The sequence below is a fragment of the Streptomyces mesophilus genome (assembly GCF_011044995.1).
GTDB classification, from domain to species: Bacteria; Actinomycetota; Actinomycetes; order Streptomycetales; family Streptomycetaceae; genus Streptomyces; species Streptomyces mesophilus.
On record NZ_JAAKZW010000184.1, the window covers coordinates 1 to 16,999 of the forward strand.

Consider the following 16,999-nt stretch of genomic DNA (forward strand, 5'->3'; position numbering starts at 1 on the left):
GGGTGGGTGGGGTCCATGCAGGCCAGGAGCGAGAAGCGGTTGCCGCGAGCCGTACGACTGCTGATCGTGGCACGGGCGGTGAACCGGCTCGGCGCGTTCTCCCTGTCGTTCCTCACCGTGCTCCTCACGAGCGAATTCGGGGCCGGCGCCGCCGTCGCCGGCTGGACCGGCGCCGCCTTCGGCCTCGCCACGATCCCCTCACGCCTGATCGGCGGCCGCCTTGCCGACCGGATCGGCCGGCGCCGCACGATCGTGGCGGGACTGACCGGGTGCGCGCTGGCCCAACTGGGACTCGCCGCGGCCGGCACCCTGACGGCAGCCATCTGCTGCGCGGTACTCCTCGGCCTGGTCTTCGAGATCTACGAGCCGCCGAGCCAGGCGATGATCGCCGACGTCGTGGCACCGAGCGAACACGTCCGCGCCTACGGCCTGTTGAACGCGGCGCTGGCCCTCGCGGGCATGGGCGCCGGACTCATGGCGGCGGGCCTGGGGCGCTGGGATCTGCGCTGGCTCTTCGCCGCCGACGCCCTCACGTGCGCACTCTGCGCGCTCACCGTGCACCTGGTGCTCCCGGCCGACCATCGCGGGGCCGCGGGGGCTGGATCCGGAGGGGTGGCGGTATCCGGAGAGGGCGGCGTACCGGAAAGGGCGGACGTATCCGGGGAGATCGCCGTACCCGCAGGGGCGGCCGTCATCGCGCCCTGGCGCGACCGCGCCCTGCTGCTCATGCTCGGGACCGGGACGCTGTTCGCCGTGGTCTACCTCCAGATCATGATGACGCTCCCGCTCGCCATGAGCCATGAAGGCCTGCGCTCCGCGGACGCGGGACTCCTGTTCACCGTGTCCGCGCTCACCCTCACCGCGGGCCAGCCGCTCATGCGCCGGCGCCCGCTCTCCACCCTCTCGACACCGGCGGCCTTCTGCACCGGATACCTGCTGCTGGCCCTGGGACTGGCCGGATACGCCCTCGCCCCCACCCTGCCCGGCTACCTCGCCGCAACCGTCCTGTGGAGCGCGGGCGACCTGCTCCTGGTCGGCCGCGCCTACGCGATCGTCGCCGCCCTGGCCCCGCCGGGCGGAAAGGGGCGCTATCTGGCCGCCTACGGCACCAGTTGGGGCATCGCGGGGATCGCGGCCCCCTTGGCGGGCACACAACTGATCGCGTACGCCGCACCGTCGGGCCTCTGGACCACGCTGGCCCTCGGCTGCCTGCTCCTTGCCGCACTGCAACCCGCCCTGCTCCGAAGCACCGGCTTCGACCGCAGAAGCCGCCAACACCCTTTGACACCGGCCGGGTTGCAGGACGAACGGACGGCATGACGGGAGGCACCCGCCGAGTCGCACCCCGACGCCGAAGGGCGGCACCCCCACCCACGGGGATGCCGCCCTCGTACACACCTCAAAGCTCAGCTCAGCTCAGGGACGCGATCGCCTTCGCGTCGTACGCCGCCAGTTCGCCCAGGCGGCCGTCGAGGACCTTCTCCGCCCACTGCGGGTCCTGCAGCAGCGCGCGGCCGACCGCGATCAGGTCGAACTCGTCGCCCTCCATGCGGTCGAGGAGGTCGTCGATGCTGCGGGCCGCGGAGCCCTGGCCGGCGAACGCGCCGAAGAACTCGCCGTCCAGACCGACCGAGCCCACCGAGATGGTGGGCTTGCCGGTGAGCTTCTTCGTCCAGCCGGCCAGGTTCAGGTCGGAGCCCTCGAACTCGGGGAGCCAGTAGCGGCGGGTCGAGGCGTGGAAGACGTCGACGCCGGCCGCCGCGAGCGGGGCGAGGATCGCCTCGAGCTCTTCGGGGGTCTCGGCGAGCCGGGCCTCGTACGCCTGCTGCTTCCACTGCGAGAAGCGGAAGAGGACCGGGAAGGACGGAGAGACCGCCGCGCGCACCGCCGCCACGATCTCGGCCGCGAACTTCGTACGAGCCACCGCGGAGCCCCCGTACGCGTCGGTGCGGCGGTTGGTGCCCTCCCACAGGAACTGGTCGATCAAGTAGCCGTGCGCACCGTGCAGTTCGACACCGTCGAAGCCGAGGCGTTCGGCGTCGGCGGCGGCCTGCGCGAAGGCCCCGACGACGTCGTCGAGGTCCTGCTGCGTCATGGCCTTGCCCTTGGGCTCGGCACCCTGCTTGTGAATACCGGACGGGCCCATGGGCTCGGCGTCCGTGAACGGCGGCTCGCCCGCCCTGCGGACCATGCCGATGTGCCACAGCTGCGGCATGATCGTGCCGCCCGCCGCGTGCACGGCGTCCGCGACCTTCTTCCAGCCCGCGAGCTGCTCCTCGCCGTGGAAGCGCGGAACGCTGTCGCTCTGGCCGGCCGACGTGTGGCCGACGTAGGTGCCCTCGGTGATGATCAGGCCGACGCCGGCGGCCGCGCGCCGCGCGTAGTACGAGATCACGTCGTCGGTGGGTATGCCGCCCGGCGAGAACATCCGGGTCATGGGCGCCATGACGATCCGGTTGGGCACGGTCAGGCCGTTGAGCTGCACCGGGCGGGACAGAACCTGGGCGGCGCGGCCCGTGGTGCCGGTGGGCTCAGTGGCATCGGCGACGGTCACGTGGGGGCTCCTTGGGGAGGGGGCTCTTGGACGGGTACGACAGGTGCGACGGGTACGACGGGTACGACAGGTGCGATGGGTGCGACGGGTACGACAGGTGCGACAGGTGCGACAGGTGCGACGGGTACGGCAGTTACGGCAGGTGCAACAGGTACGGCAGGTGCGATACGTACGGCAGGTACGCGCATACCGACCGGTGAGTATGCACCAGCCGCGTCCACTGCAACTGGCGCACCCCGCACCGCATTCCGCCTCCCCCGACCCCTCGGACGTGATCCCGGACACGTGCCCCGGATGCACCCGAGGACGCTTCAGACCCCCAACCCCCGCAATCCCACCCAAAGCGCCACCGTCGCCCCCACCAGCGCCACGGGCGTGGTGAGCAGACCGAGCGTGGTGAACTCCCGCAGCCGTACGTCGTGGTCGTGCTGCTGCGCGATCCGGCGCCAGAGCAGCGTGGCCAGGGAGCCCGTGTACGTCAGGTTGGGGCCGATGTTCACGCCGAGCAGGACGGCGAGCACCGCGCCCGGGCCGGACGGCGCCGCGAGCGGGATCAGGGCGAGGACGGCGGGCAGGTTGTTGATGAGGTTGGCCAGGAGCGCGGCGAGCGCGGCCGTGCCGAGCAGCGCGGGCAGCGAGCTGCCGTCGGGCAGGACGCGGGCGAGGGCGTCACCGAGACCGTGGTCGACGACGGCCCGCACGATGACGCCGAGACAGAGCACGAAGAGCAGGAACGGCCAGTGGGTCGCGCGCACGATCCCGGCCGGCGTCGTGTGCCGCCGGCTCAGCGCCCGGGCGCCCATCACGGCCGCACCCGCGGCGGCCGCCCACGCCGGGTCGATGCCGAGCGCGGACGCCACCGCGAACCCGGCGAGCGTCGCGCACACGGTGACCAGGGCGAACAGCGGCAGCTCGGGCGGTTCGTCGGCGGCCACGGGTGAGGCGGGTGCGTCGAGGTCGGCGGCGAAGAAGCGGCGGAACACCACGTACTCGACCGCGATGGCCACCAGCCACGGCAGCAGCATGAGGAGCGCGAAGCGCGTGAAGCTCAGGCCGGTGGCGGTGAAGGCGAGCAGGTTCGTCAGATTCGATACGGGCAGCAGCAGCGAGGCGGTGTTGGAGAGGTGGGCGCTCGCGTAGACGTGGGGCGCGGGGCGGGCGCCCATCCTGGCCGCCGTCGCGAACACCACGGGGGTCAGCAGGACGACGGTGGCGTCCAGGCTGAGCGCGGCGGTGATCAGCGAGGCCAGCGTGAACACCGCGCCGAGCAGCCGGCGCGGACGGTGCCGGGCCCAGCGGGCCATCCAGGTCCCGCAGGCGTGGAAGAGCCCTTCGTCGGCGCAGAGCTGCGCGAGGACGAGCACCGCGGCGAGGAACCCGATGACCGGCCCGAGCCGCGCCGCCTCCTCCTCCACCTCCGCGAGCGGAAGCGCCCCGGAGACGATCACGACGGCCGCCGCCGGTACGGCGAACACCGCCTCCGGCCGCCCGAAGGGCCGTACGACAGCGCACACGAGGGTCACGACGAGGGCGGCCACGGCCAGGAACTCGATCAGCACGTACCTGATCATCGCCCCTCGGCAACCCCGGCCTCGCCACCGGACGAGCAGTCCTAGCCCCCGGGCACCCGCGTCACGCTCGACTCCGTGAGCCGCACCGGCAGCGCCCCGGTGGAGAGCTGGGCCGCCAGTTCGCGGGCGGTGCGCTCGGTGAAGGTGCCGGAGATCTGCGCCTGGCCCCCGGTGATCGCCTGGGTGACCATCGGCGCGGACAGCACCTCGCCGTCGAGGACGATCGCGAACTGGTTGGCCGGGGTCGTCTGCGTCGCGAGCCGGCCGGTCACGTCCGTGAACTGCTGCGCACCCTTCGCCGTGAACTCCAGGTTCACGGTCCAGGAGCCGACGTTCTCGTCGAGCGCCGCTTCCGCGCGGGCGATCTCGCTGCCCGGCAGGGCGACCCGTTCGAGCACGTACTGCGTGGTGGCGTCGTCAGGGCCGGTCCCGCAGGTGGTGAGCGGCTCCGACGCGGCGGCGTTCTGCACCCGGCACGCGCTCTTGTCCACCACCTGCGCGCCGGTCACCGGCCGAAAGCCCAACTCGGCGGTGCGGCCGAGGGACTTCAGCGCCTTCTCGTCGGCAGCCGATCCCGAGGCGGTGATCGCCCCGTCACGGACCTCGATCTCGACGCCTTCGAGGCCGGCGGCCCCGGCCCGCTCCCGCATCAGCTCGGCGGTCCGCTCCAGCCCTCCGGCGGGCGGCGCCACTCCGTCGGTCTCGGTCGCGAACGTGACGACGGCCGTCCCCTGCCCGTCCGCAGAAGACCCCGAGGACGAGGACGACGGCGAGGAGCCTCCTGACTCCGCCCCCGTCCGGCCACCGAGCCGGTCACCGTCCGACGAGGACCCACCGCAGGCCGCGAGCACCAGCGCCGCCCCGGTCGCCACAAGGCCCCACTTCGCGCTCCGCAGGCGCCGCATCCCTGAGTTCACCCGGCCATGGTTGCAGCGGATCGTCCCGGACATGCCGAAGTCACACCGATTGCCCGGATCCGTACGGCCGCCGCCCCCGAAGAACCCCGTACAGCCATCACCGCCCCGAAAAACGCCGCAAGGGCGGCCCCCCTCCCCGAAGGGAGAGGCACCGCCCCTGCGTACGAGCGAGAGCCCGTCGTACGAGCCGAAGCTCGACAGAACGACCGATCCGCGAGGGATCAGAAGTCCATGTCACCGCCCGGCATGCCGCCGCCCGCGGGGGCACCGGCCTTCTCGGGCTTGTCGGCGATGACGGCCTCGGTGGTGAGGAACAGCGCGGCGATGGACGCGGCGTTCTGCAGAGCGGAACGCGTGACCTTCGCCGGGTCGATGATGCCCTCGGCGATCATGTCGACGTACTCACCGGTCGCGGCGTTCAGGCCGTGGCCGACGGGAAGGTTGCGCACCTTCTCGACGATGACGCCACCCTCGAGACCACCGTTGACGGCGATCTGCTTGAGCGGGGCCTCAAGGGCGAGACGCACGGCGTTGGCGCCGGTCGCCTCGTCACCCTCGAGCTCCAGCTTCTCGAAGACCGAGGAGGCCTGGAGCAGGGCCACGCCACCACCGGCGACGATGCCCTCTTCGACGGCCGCCTTCGCGTTGCGCACGGCGTCCTCGATGCGGTGCTTGCGCTCCTTGAGCTCGACCTCGGTCGCGGCACCGGCCTTGATGACCGCCACGCCGCCGGCGAGCTTCGCGAGGCGCTCCTGGAGCTTCTCGCGGTCGTAGTCGGAGTCCGACTGCTCGATCTCGGCGCGGATCTGGTTCACGCGGCCGTTGACGGCCTCGCTGTCACCGGCACCGTCGACGATCGTGGTCTCGTCCTTGGTGATGACGACCTTGCGGGCACGGCCCAGAAGGTCCACGGTCGCGTTCTCGAGCTTGAGACCGACCTCCTCGGAGATGACCTCGCCGCCCGTGAGGATCGCGATGTCGTTCAGCATCGCCTTGCGGCGGTCGCCGAAGCCCGGGGCCTTGACGGCCACGGAGCGGAAGGTGCCCTTGATCTTGTTGACGACCAGGGTGGAGAGCGCCTCGCCCTCGACGTCCTCGGCGATGATCAGCAGCGGCTTGCCGGACTGCATGACCTTCTCGAGGAGCGGGAGCAGGTCCTTGACGGACCCGATCTTCGAGTTGGCGATGAGGATGTACGGGTCCTCGAGGACGGCCTCCATGCGCTCCATGTCGGTCGCGAAGTACGCCGAGATGTAGCCCTTGTCGAAGCGCATGCCCTCGGTGAGCTCCAGCTCCAGACCGAAGGTCTGGGCCTCCTCGACCGTGATGACGCCTTCCTTGCCGACCTTGTCCATCGCCTCGGCGATGAGCTCGCCGATCTGGGTGTCGGCGGCGGAGATGGAGGCCGTCGAAGCGATCTGCTCCTTGGTCTCGACCTCCTTGGCCTGGTCGAGCAGCGCACCGGAGACGGCCTCGACGGCCTTCTCGATGCCGCGCTTGAGGGCCATCGGGTTGGCACCGGCGGCCACGTTGCGCAGGCCCTCGCGGACGAGCGCCTGGGCGAGAACGGTGGCGGTGGTCGTACCGTCGCCGGCGACGTCGTCCGTCTTCTTGGCGACTTCCTTGACCAGCTCGGCGCCGATCTTCTCGTACGGGTCCTCGAGCTCGATCTCCTTGGCGATGGAAACACCATCGTTGGTGATCGTGGGGGCGCCCCACTTCTTCTCGAGGACGACGTTGCGGCCCTTGGGGCCAAGGGTGACCTTGACGGCGTCGGCGAGCTGGTTCATCCCGCGCTCGAGACCGCGCCGTGCCTCCTCGTCGAACGCGATGATCTTGGCCATGTGAAGTGGTCCTCCCGGACAGGGGTGGATTGCTCCGGATCGTGTCGGCGCCCGCGACGGACGGCCCGCATCCCGTGTGGTTCCTTGCCCCACCCGGTCTGTGGCCTCACCGGCCCGATCCAAGTCTGAAACTGTCACTCTCACTGGGAGAGTGCTAACGCCAATGATTAGCACTCGCCTATGCCGAGTGCAAGCGGCTCCCGAGGATCGGGCACCCCACCCGCGTCTGCTCACGCACCCCGCGCACAAACAGAAGGGTCCGCACCCCGTCTCCGGGATGCGGACCCTTCATCACGTCGTTGCAGACTGTGCTCCGGCGCGATCAGGCAGCCACACGGACCATGTCCGCCTGCGGCCCCTTCTGACCCTGCGAGATCTCGAACTCGACCCGCTGGCCCTCTTCAAGGGTGCGGTAACCGTCCATCTGAATCGCGCTGTAGTGGACGAATACATCCGCACCACCGTCGACCGCGATGAAGCCGTAGCCCTTCTCCGCGTTGAACCACTTGACGGTGCCCTGAGCCATGCCTAACTCCCCTATTACTGGCCCTTGCACGAATCCGCACTTCGCGGACCCGGGTCAGAACTCACCCCCCGACAGGTGGGGGTGGTGTGCGCCGGAACGCGTCGACCGCCGCTGAATGTATCTGTCCAACTGCCGTCTGCAACAGGTCAATCGGACGAGAATTCTGGGCACGAGCGATCGGTAATTTACGGAGAATTCGCCGGAGTTCAGGGCAAGTCGGGCCAGACAAAAGGCGTGAATCGTGCGAACGGTGCGCACAGGAAGGCCAGTTCTTGTCCTTGTACGCAGGGAGTTCTCATATGCTCCCGGCACACTCTCGCCGCACCCGGGGAAAAGGGCGAAACAGCATTCCCAACTGTACCTCTCTCAACCATGCAGAATTGCCCCCTCCGCTTCCAGCGCGGAGAGGGCAACTCGACAGGAGAGAAAGAAGCGATCAGCCGCCGGCGACGGCGGGGATGATCGAAACGCCGGCCCCGTCCGGGGTGGCCGTCTCCAGACCCTGCTCGAAGCGCACGTCGTCGTCGTTCACGTAGACGTTCACGAAGCGGCGCAGCTTGCCCTGGTCGTCGAGGACGCGGGCGGAGATCCCGGTGTGGTTCTTCTCCAGGTCGGCGATGACCTCGGCGAGGGTCGCGCCCTCGGCGGCGACCTCGGCCTTGCCGCCGGTGTAGGTGCGCAGGATGGTGGGGATGCGGACGTTCACGCTCATGGGACCGATGCCTTTCGGGAAGTGTGGGGAGGTCGGCTCGCGGGACCGGGAGGTCAGCTCGCGAGACCCGCGGCGCGGAACGCGTCCAGGTTCGGGCGGATGGTCGCGGTCGCACCAGTGTCGGCGACCGCGTCGAGGGTCTTGAGGCCGTCACCGGTGTTGAGCACCACCGTGGTCAGCGACGGGTCGAGCAGACCCTCCTTGACCAGCTTGTGCGTCACACCGACGGTCACACCGCCCGCGGTCTCGGCGAAGATGCCCTCGGTCTGCGCGAGCAGCCTGATCGCGTCCACGACCTGCTCGTCGTTCACATCCTCCACCGCGCCGCCGGTGCGACGCGCGATGTCGAGGACGTACGGGCCGTCCGCCGGGTTGCCGATCGCGAGGGACTTGGCGATCGTGTTCGGCTTCTGCGGGCGTACGACGTCGTGGCCGGCCTTGTACGCGACGGAGACCGGGGAGCAGCCCTCGGCCTGGGCGCCGAAGATCTTGTACGGCTTGTCCTCGACCAGACCGAGCTTGATCAGCTCCTGCAGACCCTTGTCGATCTTCGTGAGCTGGGAGCCGGAGGCGATCGGGATGACGAGCTGGTCGGGCAGCTGCCAGCCGAGCTGCTCGCAGATCTCGTACGCGAGGGTCTTCGAGCCCTCGGCGTAGTACGGGCGCAGATTCACGTTCACAAAGCCCCAGCCCTCGCCCAGCGGGTCGCCGATGAGCTCGGAGCAGAAGCGGTTCACGTCGTCGTAGTTGCCCTCGATGGCCACGAGCTCGCCGCCGTAGACGGCGGCCATGACGACCTTGCCCTGCTCCAGGTCGTGCGGGATGAACACGCAGGAGCGGAAGCCGGCGCGGGCCGCGGCGGCGCCGACGGCGCCCGCGAGGTTGCCCGTGGAGGAGCAGGAGAGCGTGGTGAAACCGAAGGCGCGGGCGGCCTCGATGGCCTGGGCGACGACGCGGTCCTTGAAGGAGTGCGTGGGGTTGCCGGAGTCGTCCTTGATGAACAACTTGCCCTGCTCGAAGCCGATTTCACGCGCGAGGTTGTCGGCCTTGACCAGCTTGGTCCAGCCCGGGTTCAGGTTCGGCTTCCCGGCCACGTCCGCGGGGACGGGGAGCAGCGGCGCGTAACGCCAGATGTTCGCCGGACCGGCCTCGATGCGGCGGCGCAGCTCCTCGGTCTCGTACGAGGAGAAGTCGTACGCGATCTCCAGGGGGCCGAAACACTCCTGGCAGGCGAAGAGCGGACCGAGCGGGACGCGGTGGCCGCACTCGCGGCAGGACAGCGCGGCGGCGGGTCCGAGGTCCACGGAAGTGGTGGTGTCTTCAACAGTCTGAACAGACATGGCAGGCGAGGCCCTCTCTCCTCATCTTCCTTACGACGCACTTCGCCGTAAGACGGATTTGGCACCTTCCCGAGTCAGGGACCTCGCGTCGCGCGGTGCGAGAACTGACTGGAGGGTTGCCGGGGCTTCAACGGGCCGTATCCCTCTGCCCCTCTGGATGAGCGGTATGACCTGGTGTCCGCCAGGTGTTTATGACGTCATGACCCCCGACATGCGGTGGTCATGTGCGTTGTTCAAGACTGTAACCGAAGCCCCCGACCGTTGAGATAGTCGTCCGAACGGCGAGATGGATCACATACGAGGAGTAGGCAGACGTGCTCGAAGAGGTGGAGCGCTGGCTGGAGCGGCGCTCCTGGTCGGTGAAGGACCGGCCGCTCGATGCCCTGCTGGCCGAGAAGGCCCGGCTGGGCACGACGGTCTCCGTGGTGCTGCCCGCCCTCGACGAGGAGGCGACGGTCGGACAGATCGTCACCGTGATCCGGCGCGAGCTGATGTGCCCCGAGGCGCCGCTGGTCGACGAGCTCGTGGTGATCGACTCGGGCTCCACGGACCGTACGGCCGAGGTCGCCGCGGCGGCCGGTGCCCGGGTCGTGCACCGCGACGCGATACTCCCCCGGATCCCCGCCGTGCCCGGCAAGGGCGAGGTCCTGTGGCGCTCGCTCCTGGTGACGAGCGGCGAGATCGTGTGTTTCGTGGACGCGGATCTGCGCGAGTTCTCGCCGGATTTCGTCAGCGGGATCGTCGGCCCGCTGCTCACCGAGCCTGATGTGCAGTTCGTGAAAGCGATGTACGACCGGCCGCTGGGTGATGAGGCCGGGCAGGGAGGCCGCGTCACCGAGCTGGTCGCCCGCCCGCTGCTCAACCTCCACTGGCCCCAACTGGCCGGATTCGTCCAGCCCTTGGGCGGCGAGTACGCGGTCCGGCGCTCGCTCCTCGAACAGCTGCCCTTCCCGGTCGGATACGGAGTGGAGCTCGGCCTCCTCGTCGACGCGCTGCACACCGTGGGCCTCGACGCCCTGGCCCAGGTCGACGTCGGGGTGCGCAAGCACCGGCACCAGGACGGGCGGGCGCTGGGCCGGATGGCGGCGGCCATCTACCGGACGGCCCAGCTGCGGCTCGCGCGCGGTCATCTCGTACGGCCGCATCTCACCCAGTTCGAACGCGGCGAAGACGGGTTCGAACCGCGCACCCATCCGGTCGACACCGAGGAACGGCCGCCGATGGCCGAGATCACGGAGTACACCTCGCGACGCGTGGCGTAACCGCTACTGATCATGGATATTGCCTAAATTTCCCATTTATGTGGGTTAGACAAGTAATGGGAAGGGCCCGGCGTCGCACGCTGGGTGCCCTGGTCGCCACCGCCACCGCCGCGACCTCGCTCGTGGGCCTCGCGCCCGCCGCCGCGGTTGTCGTCGAGCCGTTCGCCAAGCGCTACGACGAGGCCCTGTACGGGGACTTCATCACGCTCGGCAACGCCGTGCTCGACTGCCCGAGCTCGCCGCCGGACCTCGCCACGCGCTGCCGCAACGCACAGAGCGGTGCCAGCGGCGAGAACAACAACCAGTTCCCGATGCAGTACACGGACACGGCCGGGCTCAGCGCCACCGTGATCAACTCCAGCACCGGCAAGGTGACCATCCCGCCGGGCGCCAAGGTCGCCTATGCCCGGCTGTTCTGGGGCGGCAACGACGGGACGTACCGGCTCGGCCGCAACCAGGTGCAGTTCTGCGACACCGCGGGCCGCGCCACGCTGCCGGCCGGCGACCCGCTGACCAAGCAGCCCGTCCTGAAGGTGGGCGGCGGCGCGGAGACCCGGGTGACCGTGCAGAACGCGGTGAAGACCCCGGCCGAGACCGGCGGCCCGCACTACTACACGGCCGAGTCCGATGTGACCTCGCAGTTCGCCTCGGTGCCCACCGGCTCCGAGGTCCCGATCGCGGTCGGTGACGTCTGGGCCCCGACCGGCAACGGCTGCGTGGGCGGCTGGTCGCTGACCGTCGTCTACAAGTACGACGCGGTGAACGCGCAGTACGCGCCCGAGCGCCGCAACGTCTACATCTACGGCGGCCACGTCGTGCAGCGCTCCGCCGACCCGGACACCACGATCACCGTCGACGGGTTCTACCGCACCGACGAGGGCGAGGTGCGGGCCAGCGCCACCGCGTACGAGGGTGACGCGAACGTCGCCGGAGACGCGTTCCTGGTCAACGGGACGGCCATCAGGAACCCGCACAACGGGTTGGCCACCAACTTCTTCACCAGTCACGCGGACGGCTGTCTCGACCCGTGCGACCCCAACAACTTCTCCATCGACGCCTCGCAGTTCACGATCCCGGACGGGGTCATCCCCGACGGCGCCACCTCCGCGAAGTTGACCTTCCGCACCCGGGGCGACACCTACGTCCCCTCGGCGCTCGCCTTCTCCGTGCCGGTTCCCGACATGGAGATCGAGAAGACAGCCTCGCCGAAGCAGGCCAAGCCCGGTGACAAGGTCACGTACACGATCACCGCCAAGAACGTCGGCACGGTGAACTATCCGGGCGCCAAACTCGCCGACGACCTGACCGACCTGCTCGACGACGCCGAGTACAACGGCGACGCCAAGGCGACGATCGGCACGGTCACGTACGACGAGCCCAAGCTGAGCTGGACCGGGGACATCCCCAAGGGCGCGACGGCGACGATCACCTATAGCGCGACCGTCAACGACCCCATCAGCGGCGACGGCAAGCTCACCAACAACGTCATCGCCGAGTCGCTGCGCACCAACTGCGACGACGACAGCGAGGACCCGGAGTGCCAGACCGAGGTCCCGATCCTGCCGCCGCAGGAGGAAGTGCCGAACCTTCAGATCATCAACAGGCCCGAGCCGCCGGTGGTCCCCCCGTGCGCCGACACCACCAACACCATCACCATCACGAACAGCTCGGGCACCGTGCGCAAGGACGCGAAGATCCACTGGCCGGTGACGGCGGGCGGCACCCCGACGGCGAGCAGCGGCAAGATCGTCAAGAGCGGCAAGAACTGGGTGTGGACGGGCGATGTGCCCGCCAAGGGCAAGGTCGTCATCAAGCAGACGGTGAAGGCCTCCTGCACCCCGGGCGCCGTCGTGGTGATCCCGGTGACGGCCGACGTCCCGAAGACCACCTGCACCCCGGCGAAGACCCGGGCGGGCGGCACGGACCCGTGCGTCTCCGTCATCGTCAGCAAGCGGACGCAGGCACGGCCTGCCCCGCCGGAGCTGGCCGAGACCGGCGGCGGCTCGAACGGGATGCTGTACGGCGGGCTCGCGATCGTGATGTGCGGTCTGGGCGCGCTGGCACTGGCGGCATCCCGCTCGCGGCGTGACTGAGGTCGCGCTCAGGTCGTGACGGAGGTCGCACTCACGTCGTGACGGACAACTGAACAGCGGTTCCGCTTCGGACGGCCGGGCTCCCCAGCAGGGAGCCCGGCCGTCCGCACGTTTGAGCGTTTCCTGGACGGGCTAGGTTCGCGTCATGGTCTCCGAGCACGGTGCGCAGGTTCTCGTCGCGTCCAATCGCGGTCCCGTTTCGTATGCCGTACGGGAGGACGGCACCCTCGACGCCAAGCGCGGCGGGGGCGGCCTGGTCTCCGGGCTCTCCGCGATCGGGGACGAGGCGGACGCGCTGTGGGTCTGCTCGGCGCTGAGCGACGGCGACCGGGAGGCGGTACGGCGCGGGGCCGGCGAGCCCGGTGTGCGGATGCTCGACATCGACGCCGCCGTGCACTCCGACGCGTACAACGGGGTCGCGAACTCGGTGCTGTGGTTCGTGCACCACCTGCTGTACCAGACCCCCCTGGAGCCCACGTTCGGTCCGGAGTTCCGCCGCCAGTGGGCGGCGTACCGCACGTACAACCAGGCCTTCGCCGCGGCGCTCGCCGAGGAGGCCGCGCAGGGCGCGACGGTCGTGGTGCAGGACTACCACCTGGCGCTGGTACCGGGGATGCTGCGGGCGCTGCGGCCCGATCTGCGGATCGGGCACTTCTCGCACACGCCGTGGGCGCCGGCCGAGTACTTCCGGATGCTGCCCGACGACATCGCCGAGGAGCTGCTGCTCGGGATGCTCGGCGCGGACCGGCTCGGCTTTCTCACCACGCGCTGGCTCCAGGCCTTCCAGGCGTGCTGCGGTGCGGTCCTCGGGTCGTACGAGGTGATGACGTACTGGCCGAAGGACGCGACCCCGAGCGTCGGCTACCGCACACCGGACGGGCGCTTCCACCGGACGCTGCTCGGGGTGCACGGACTCGGCGCGGACGCGGACTTCCTGCGGGAGCGCTCGCAGCGCGCCGATGTGGAGGAGCGGCTCGCGGACCTGCGGGAGCAGATCGGCGGGCAGCCGGGCGGCGAGGACGCCCGCAAGGTGATCGTGCGGGTGGACCGGACCGAGCTGTCGAAGAACATCGTGCGGGGGCTGCACGCGTACCGGCTGCTCCTGGAGGAGCAGCCGCAGTGGCGGGAACGGGTCGTGCATGTCGCGTTCGCGTACCCCTCGCGGCAGGATCTGGCGGTCTACCGCGAGTACACCGCGGAGGTGTCGCGGGTCGCGCAGGAGATCAACTCCGCGTACGGGACCGAGGGCTGGACCCCGGTGATCCTGCACGTCAAGGACGACTTCGCGCGCTCGCTCGCGGCGTACCGGCTTGCGGACGTGGCCCTGGTGAACCCGATCAGGGACGGGATGAACCTCGTCGCCAAGGAGGTGCCGGTCGTCTCCGACGAGGGGTGCGTCCTGGTGCTCTCGCGGGAGGCGGGGGCGTATGCGGAACTGGGTGACGACGCGCTGGTGGTCAACCCATATGACGTGGTGGGGACTTCGGCCGCGCTGCACGCCGCGCTGACGATGCCGGCGGAGGAACGCGCGGAGCGCACGAAGCGCCTGGCCGCGGCGGGCACCGCACTGCCGCCCGCGCAGTGGTTCCTGGATCAGCTCGAGGCATTGCGCGGATAGCCCGAGCCCTCTTCCCTCTTTCCGGTACGCACAGTGGCCGGGCTCCCGCCCTGCTCGCCCAGGAACTCCCTGAGCAGCCGGACCAGTTCGTCCGGCCGGTCCTCGGGGATCAGGGTCCGGCTGTCCTCGATCCCGGCGAGGGTCGAGCGCGCGAACAGCCCGGCCAGGCGCGGGCCGTGCTCGCGGGGCATCAGCCGGTCGCCGGCGGCCCAGGCGATCAGGACGGGGCCGTCGAAGGTGCGCATCTGCTCGGACCATGCGAGCAGTTGCTCCTTGGGCGGGGTGGAGACGAGGTACTTGGCCAGGTCGCGGCGCACGCCCCGATCGGTACGTGCGGGCCGGAACCACTCGTCCATCACCGCGTCGGGCACCGGGCGTTCACTCATGGCGCCCCAGCCGCCCGGCGCCCGCCGTACCGGGCCCAGGCGCAGGAGCTGCATCAGGAACGCCAGACCCCCGGGCACCGAGGCGGCTCTGACCAGGCTCCGGCCGGGCTTGCCCGGCGGGTAGTTGTCGAAGGCCTCGCAGGAGGCGAGGACGAGGCGGGCGATGCGCTCGGCGCGGCCCAGGGAGAGCAGCAGTTGGGCGCCGCCCCAGTCGTTGAGGACCAACGTCACCTCCCGCAGGTCGAGCCGGTCGAGGAACTCCCCGACCAGGAGCGCGAGTCCGCGCAGCGACAGGTCCGCGTCCGGCCGCATCGGTGTGCGGTGGCTGCCCAGCGGGAGCGTCGGCGTCACGCACCGGTAGTCGTCGCGCAGTGCGGGTACGACCTTGCGCCACACCGTGTGGTCCATCAGGACTCCGTGCACGAAGACGAGCACGGGGCCGTCGCCGCCGGTGTCCTCGTAGGAGACCGTTCCGGCCGACAGCTCGATCCGGGGCATCGCGACTCTCCTCGCACGTCGGGCATCGACCGTTCACGGGATAGGTGCTACACCTGTGGTACCACGGCTGAGGTGGTCGCAACAAGAGCGGCCGCTGCTACATTCACCACGTCTGTGGTGCTTGAGGGAAGGGTGGGCGCGTGGCCGAGAACATCAGCAGGCGCAACCTGCTGCGGGACGCGGCCATCGACGTGCTCGGCGGCCAGGGCAGCCGCGCGCTGACCCATCGGGCGGTGGACGCCGCAGCCGGAGTGCCGACCGGCACGGCGAAGAACTACTTCCCCACCCGCGACGCCCTCCTCGGCGCTGTCGCCGACCGCTGCCTCGAGCGGTTCCGGGAAGCGGGCACCCTGCCGACAGCCGGTCCCGCCGGCCGGACGGACCTCGCGGCGCTGCTGCGCGGACTGCTCGAAGAGGCCACGGGTCCGGGCCGTACGCGCGTGCTCGCCTATCAGGAGCTGCACGGCGAGGCCGCGCGCAAGCCCTGGCTCGGCAAGGTGCTCGCGGAGATCTCCGCGGCGGACTTCGCGGCGATGGAGCAGTTGCAGCGCGCCGCGGGTCTCGACGTCAGCCCGCAGCGCGCGGCCGTGGTCACCCTGGCCGTGCACGCGGCGATCGTGGACCTGCTCGCGCATCCCGCGGACGTACCGAACGGCGCGGGACTCGACGACCTCGCCGGCTTCGTCGAGGGCCTGCTCGACGTGGTCTATCCGCGGTAGGCCGGTCCACCCGCAGGAGGCCGGGCCGCTACGTACCCGCCGCGGCCGCGAGCGACGCCAGCAGTCCCACCACGCCTGACGGGCCGTCCACCACCACGTCCGCGCGTTCCGACAGCTCCGCGACCTCCGAGCTTCCGCTGCACACCAGCAGTCCGTGCAGGCCCTCCGAGCGGAGCTTCTCCACGGCCGCGAAGGCCGGCAGGTCGCCCAGGTCGTCGCCCGCGTACAGGACCGATGTCGCGCCGACCGAGCGGACGTACGCCGCGAGCGCGACGCCCTTGTCCATGCCCGGCGGGCGCAACTCGAGGACGAGGCGGCCGGGTTCGACGATCAGGCCGTGGCGGGCGGCGAGGTGCGCGAGCGGGGTGCGCAGGGCCTCGAAGGCCGCGGCGGGGTCGGCGGCGCGGCGGGTGTGGACCGCTACCGCGCGGCCCTTCTCCTCGATCCACATGCCGTGCCAGACGCCCAACTCATCCAAGAATCCGGGCAGTTCGGCCCGGACCGCGGCCACCCCGGGGTGCGGGTCGGGCGCGTGCACCGTGCCGGAGACGGCGTCCCAGCGCTCGGCGCCGTAGTGGCCGAGCACCACCAGGTGCTCCAGGCCGGGTACGCCCGCGAAGCCCCCGTAGCGGACCGCGACGCCCGCGGGCCGGCCGGTGACCACCGCGACGGAGGCCACCTTCGGGGCGAGGGCGGCGAGCGCGGGGACGGCGTCCGGGTGGGCGCGGGCCTGCTCGGGGTCGGGGACGATCTCGGCGAGCGTGCCGTCGAAGTCCAGGGCGATCACGGCTTGCCCGGGCCGCGCAAGCAGCGCGGCGAGACCGTCGCGCCCCGCGGGAGTGGACGGCGTCGGCAGATCAGGCGTGCGATGCGGAAGGCTGCCCATGGGACGACCCTATCCAGGTCGGGCCCGGCTGCCCCATGGAGGTTCGCGTCAAAGGTGCGGCCGCGGGCTTCGG

The 16,999-nt window shown here is 70.5% G+C and carries 14 protein-coding genes and 1 riboswitch; of the genes, 5 read left to right on the top strand and 9 right to left on the bottom strand.

Annotated features, from left to right (window positions below):
- Nucleotides 1-1,320 (top strand): MFS transporter (locus G6045_RS30610; protein ID WP_235968407.1); only part of this gene is annotated, 1,320 nt, incomplete at its 5' end.
- Nucleotides 1,321-1,411: 91 nt separating this feature from the next.
- Here G6045_RS30610 and G6045_RS30615 read toward each other — a convergent pair.
- From G6045_RS30615 to thrC, 7 genes are all read right to left on the bottom strand, one after another.
- A complete protein-coding gene (locus tag G6045_RS30615; protein ID WP_165335409.1) occupies nt 1,412-2,554 on the bottom strand; it encodes an NADH:flavin oxidoreductase in 1,143 nt (380 codons plus the stop codon).
- Nucleotides 2,555-2,865: 311 nt separating this feature from the next.
- The gene (locus G6045_RS30620) at nt 2,866-4,125 is read right to left on the bottom strand and encodes an SLC13 family permease (protein WP_206344389.1); all 1,260 of its coding nucleotides are present in this window, start codon (nt 4,123-4,125) and stop codon (nt 2,866-2,868) included.
- A 41-nt stretch (nt 4,126-4,166) separates the two neighbouring features.
- A complete protein-coding gene (locus G6045_RS30625; protein WP_328707956.1) occupies nt 4,167-5,042 on the bottom strand; it encodes a SecDF P1 head subdomain-containing protein in 876 nt (291 codons plus the stop codon).
- Between the two features lie 221 nt (nt 5,043-5,263).
- On the bottom strand, nt 5,264-6,886 hold the full coding sequence (gene groL / locus G6045_RS30630) for a chaperonin GroEL (RefSeq protein WP_165335410.1): 1,623 nt from the start codon (nt 6,884-6,886) through the stop codon (nt 5,264-5,266).
- 322 nt (nt 6,887-7,208) lie between these two features.
- Complete coding sequence (locus G6045_RS30635; protein ID WP_003949956.1) at nt 7,209-7,412, bottom strand: cold-shock protein; 204 nt, start codon at nt 7,410-7,412, stop codon at nt 7,209-7,211.
- A gap of 436 nt (nt 7,413-7,848) precedes the next feature.
- Complete coding sequence (locus G6045_RS30640) at nt 7,849-8,124, bottom strand: MoaD/ThiS family protein (RefSeq protein ID WP_165335411.1); 276 nt, start codon at nt 8,122-8,124, stop codon at nt 7,849-7,851.
- 53 nt (nt 8,125-8,177) lie between these two features.
- Nucleotides 8,178-9,464, bottom strand: a complete 1,287-nt coding sequence (gene thrC, locus G6045_RS30645; RefSeq protein ID WP_165335412.1) for a threonine synthase — start codon at nt 9,462-9,464, stop codon at nt 8,178-8,180.
- Between the two features lie 18 nt (nt 9,465-9,482).
- Nucleotides 9,483-9,628, bottom strand: a riboswitch (SAM riboswitch).
- A gap of 150 nt (nt 9,629-9,778) precedes the next feature.
- Here thrC and G6045_RS30650 point away from each other — a divergent pair.
- The 3 genes from G6045_RS30650 (at nt 9,779) to G6045_RS30660 (ending at nt 14,437) form a co-directional block, all read left to right on the top strand.
- A complete protein-coding gene (locus G6045_RS30650; RefSeq protein WP_165335413.1) occupies nt 9,779-10,726 on the top strand; it encodes a glucosyl-3-phosphoglycerate synthase in 948 nt (315 codons plus the stop codon).
- Between the two features lie 56 nt (nt 10,727-10,782).
- Nucleotides 10,783-12,819, top strand: a complete 2,037-nt coding sequence (locus G6045_RS30655; protein WP_235968408.1) for a DUF11 domain-containing protein — start codon at nt 10,783-10,785, stop codon at nt 12,817-12,819.
- A gap of 145 nt (nt 12,820-12,964) precedes the next feature.
- Nucleotides 12,965-14,437, top strand: coding sequence for an alpha,alpha-trehalose-phosphate synthase (UDP-forming) (locus tag G6045_RS30660; protein ID WP_165335415.1), 1,473 nt, complete (start codon nt 12,965-12,967; stop codon nt 14,435-14,437).
- Here G6045_RS30660 and G6045_RS30665 read toward each other — a convergent pair.
- The gene (locus G6045_RS30665; RefSeq protein ID WP_165335416.1) at nt 14,413-15,321 is read right to left on the bottom strand and encodes an alpha/beta fold hydrolase; all 909 of its coding nucleotides are present in this window, start codon (nt 15,319-15,321) and stop codon (nt 14,413-14,415) included. The genes G6045_RS30660 and G6045_RS30665 overlap by 25 nt on opposite strands.
- A 140-nt stretch (nt 15,322-15,461) precedes the next feature.
- Between G6045_RS30665 and G6045_RS30670 the strand changes: the two genes are divergently transcribed.
- Complete coding sequence (locus G6045_RS30670; protein WP_328707957.1) at nt 15,462-16,040, top strand: TetR/AcrR family transcriptional regulator; 579 nt, start codon at nt 15,462-15,464, stop codon at nt 16,038-16,040.
- 28 nt (nt 16,041-16,068) lie between these two features.
- Here the strand turns inward: G6045_RS30670 and otsB are convergent, their stop codons facing one another.
- Nucleotides 16,069-16,926: a trehalose-phosphatase gene (gene otsB / locus G6045_RS30675; protein ID WP_165335417.1), complete on the bottom strand. Its 858-nt coding sequence runs from the start codon at nt 16,924-16,926 to the stop codon at nt 16,069-16,071.
- Between the last annotated feature and the right edge of the window lie 73 nt (nt 16,927-16,999).

What these genes read in the sequence shown, in the direction of transcription:
- G6045_RS30620 (WP_206344389.1), bottom strand. Translation starts at nt 4,125, where the DNA reads ATGATCAGGTACGTGCTGATCGAGTTCCTGGCCGTGGCCGCCCTCGTC.
- groL (WP_165335410.1), bottom strand. Translation starts at nt 6,886, where the DNA reads ATGGCCAAGATCATCGCGTTCGACGAGGAGGCACGGCGCGGTCTCGAG.
- G6045_RS30635 (WP_003949956.1), bottom strand. Translation starts at nt 7,412, where the DNA reads ATGGCTCAGGGCACCGTCAAGTGGTTCAACGCGGAGAAGGGCTACGGC.
- G6045_RS30640 (WP_165335411.1), bottom strand. Translation starts at nt 8,124, where the DNA reads ATGAGCGTGAACGTCCGCATCCCCACCATCCTGCGCACCTACACCGGC.
- thrC (WP_165335412.1), bottom strand. Translation starts at nt 9,464, where the DNA reads ATGTCTGTTCAGACTGTTGAAGACACCACCACTTCCGTGGACCTCGGA.
- G6045_RS30655 (WP_235968408.1), top strand. Translation starts at nt 10,783, where the DNA reads ATGGGAAGGGCCCGGCGTCGCACGCTGGGTGCCCTGGTCGCCACCGCC.
- G6045_RS30660 (WP_165335415.1), top strand. Translation starts at nt 12,965, where the DNA reads ATGGTCTCCGAGCACGGTGCGCAGGTTCTCGTCGCGTCCAATCGCGGT.
- G6045_RS30665 (WP_165335416.1), bottom strand. Translation starts at nt 15,321, where the DNA reads ATGCCCCGGATCGAGCTGTCGGCCGGAACGGTCTCCTACGAGGACACC.
- otsB (WP_165335417.1), bottom strand. Translation starts at nt 16,926, where the DNA reads ATGGGCAGCCTTCCGCATCGCACGCCTGATCTGCCGACGCCGTCCACT.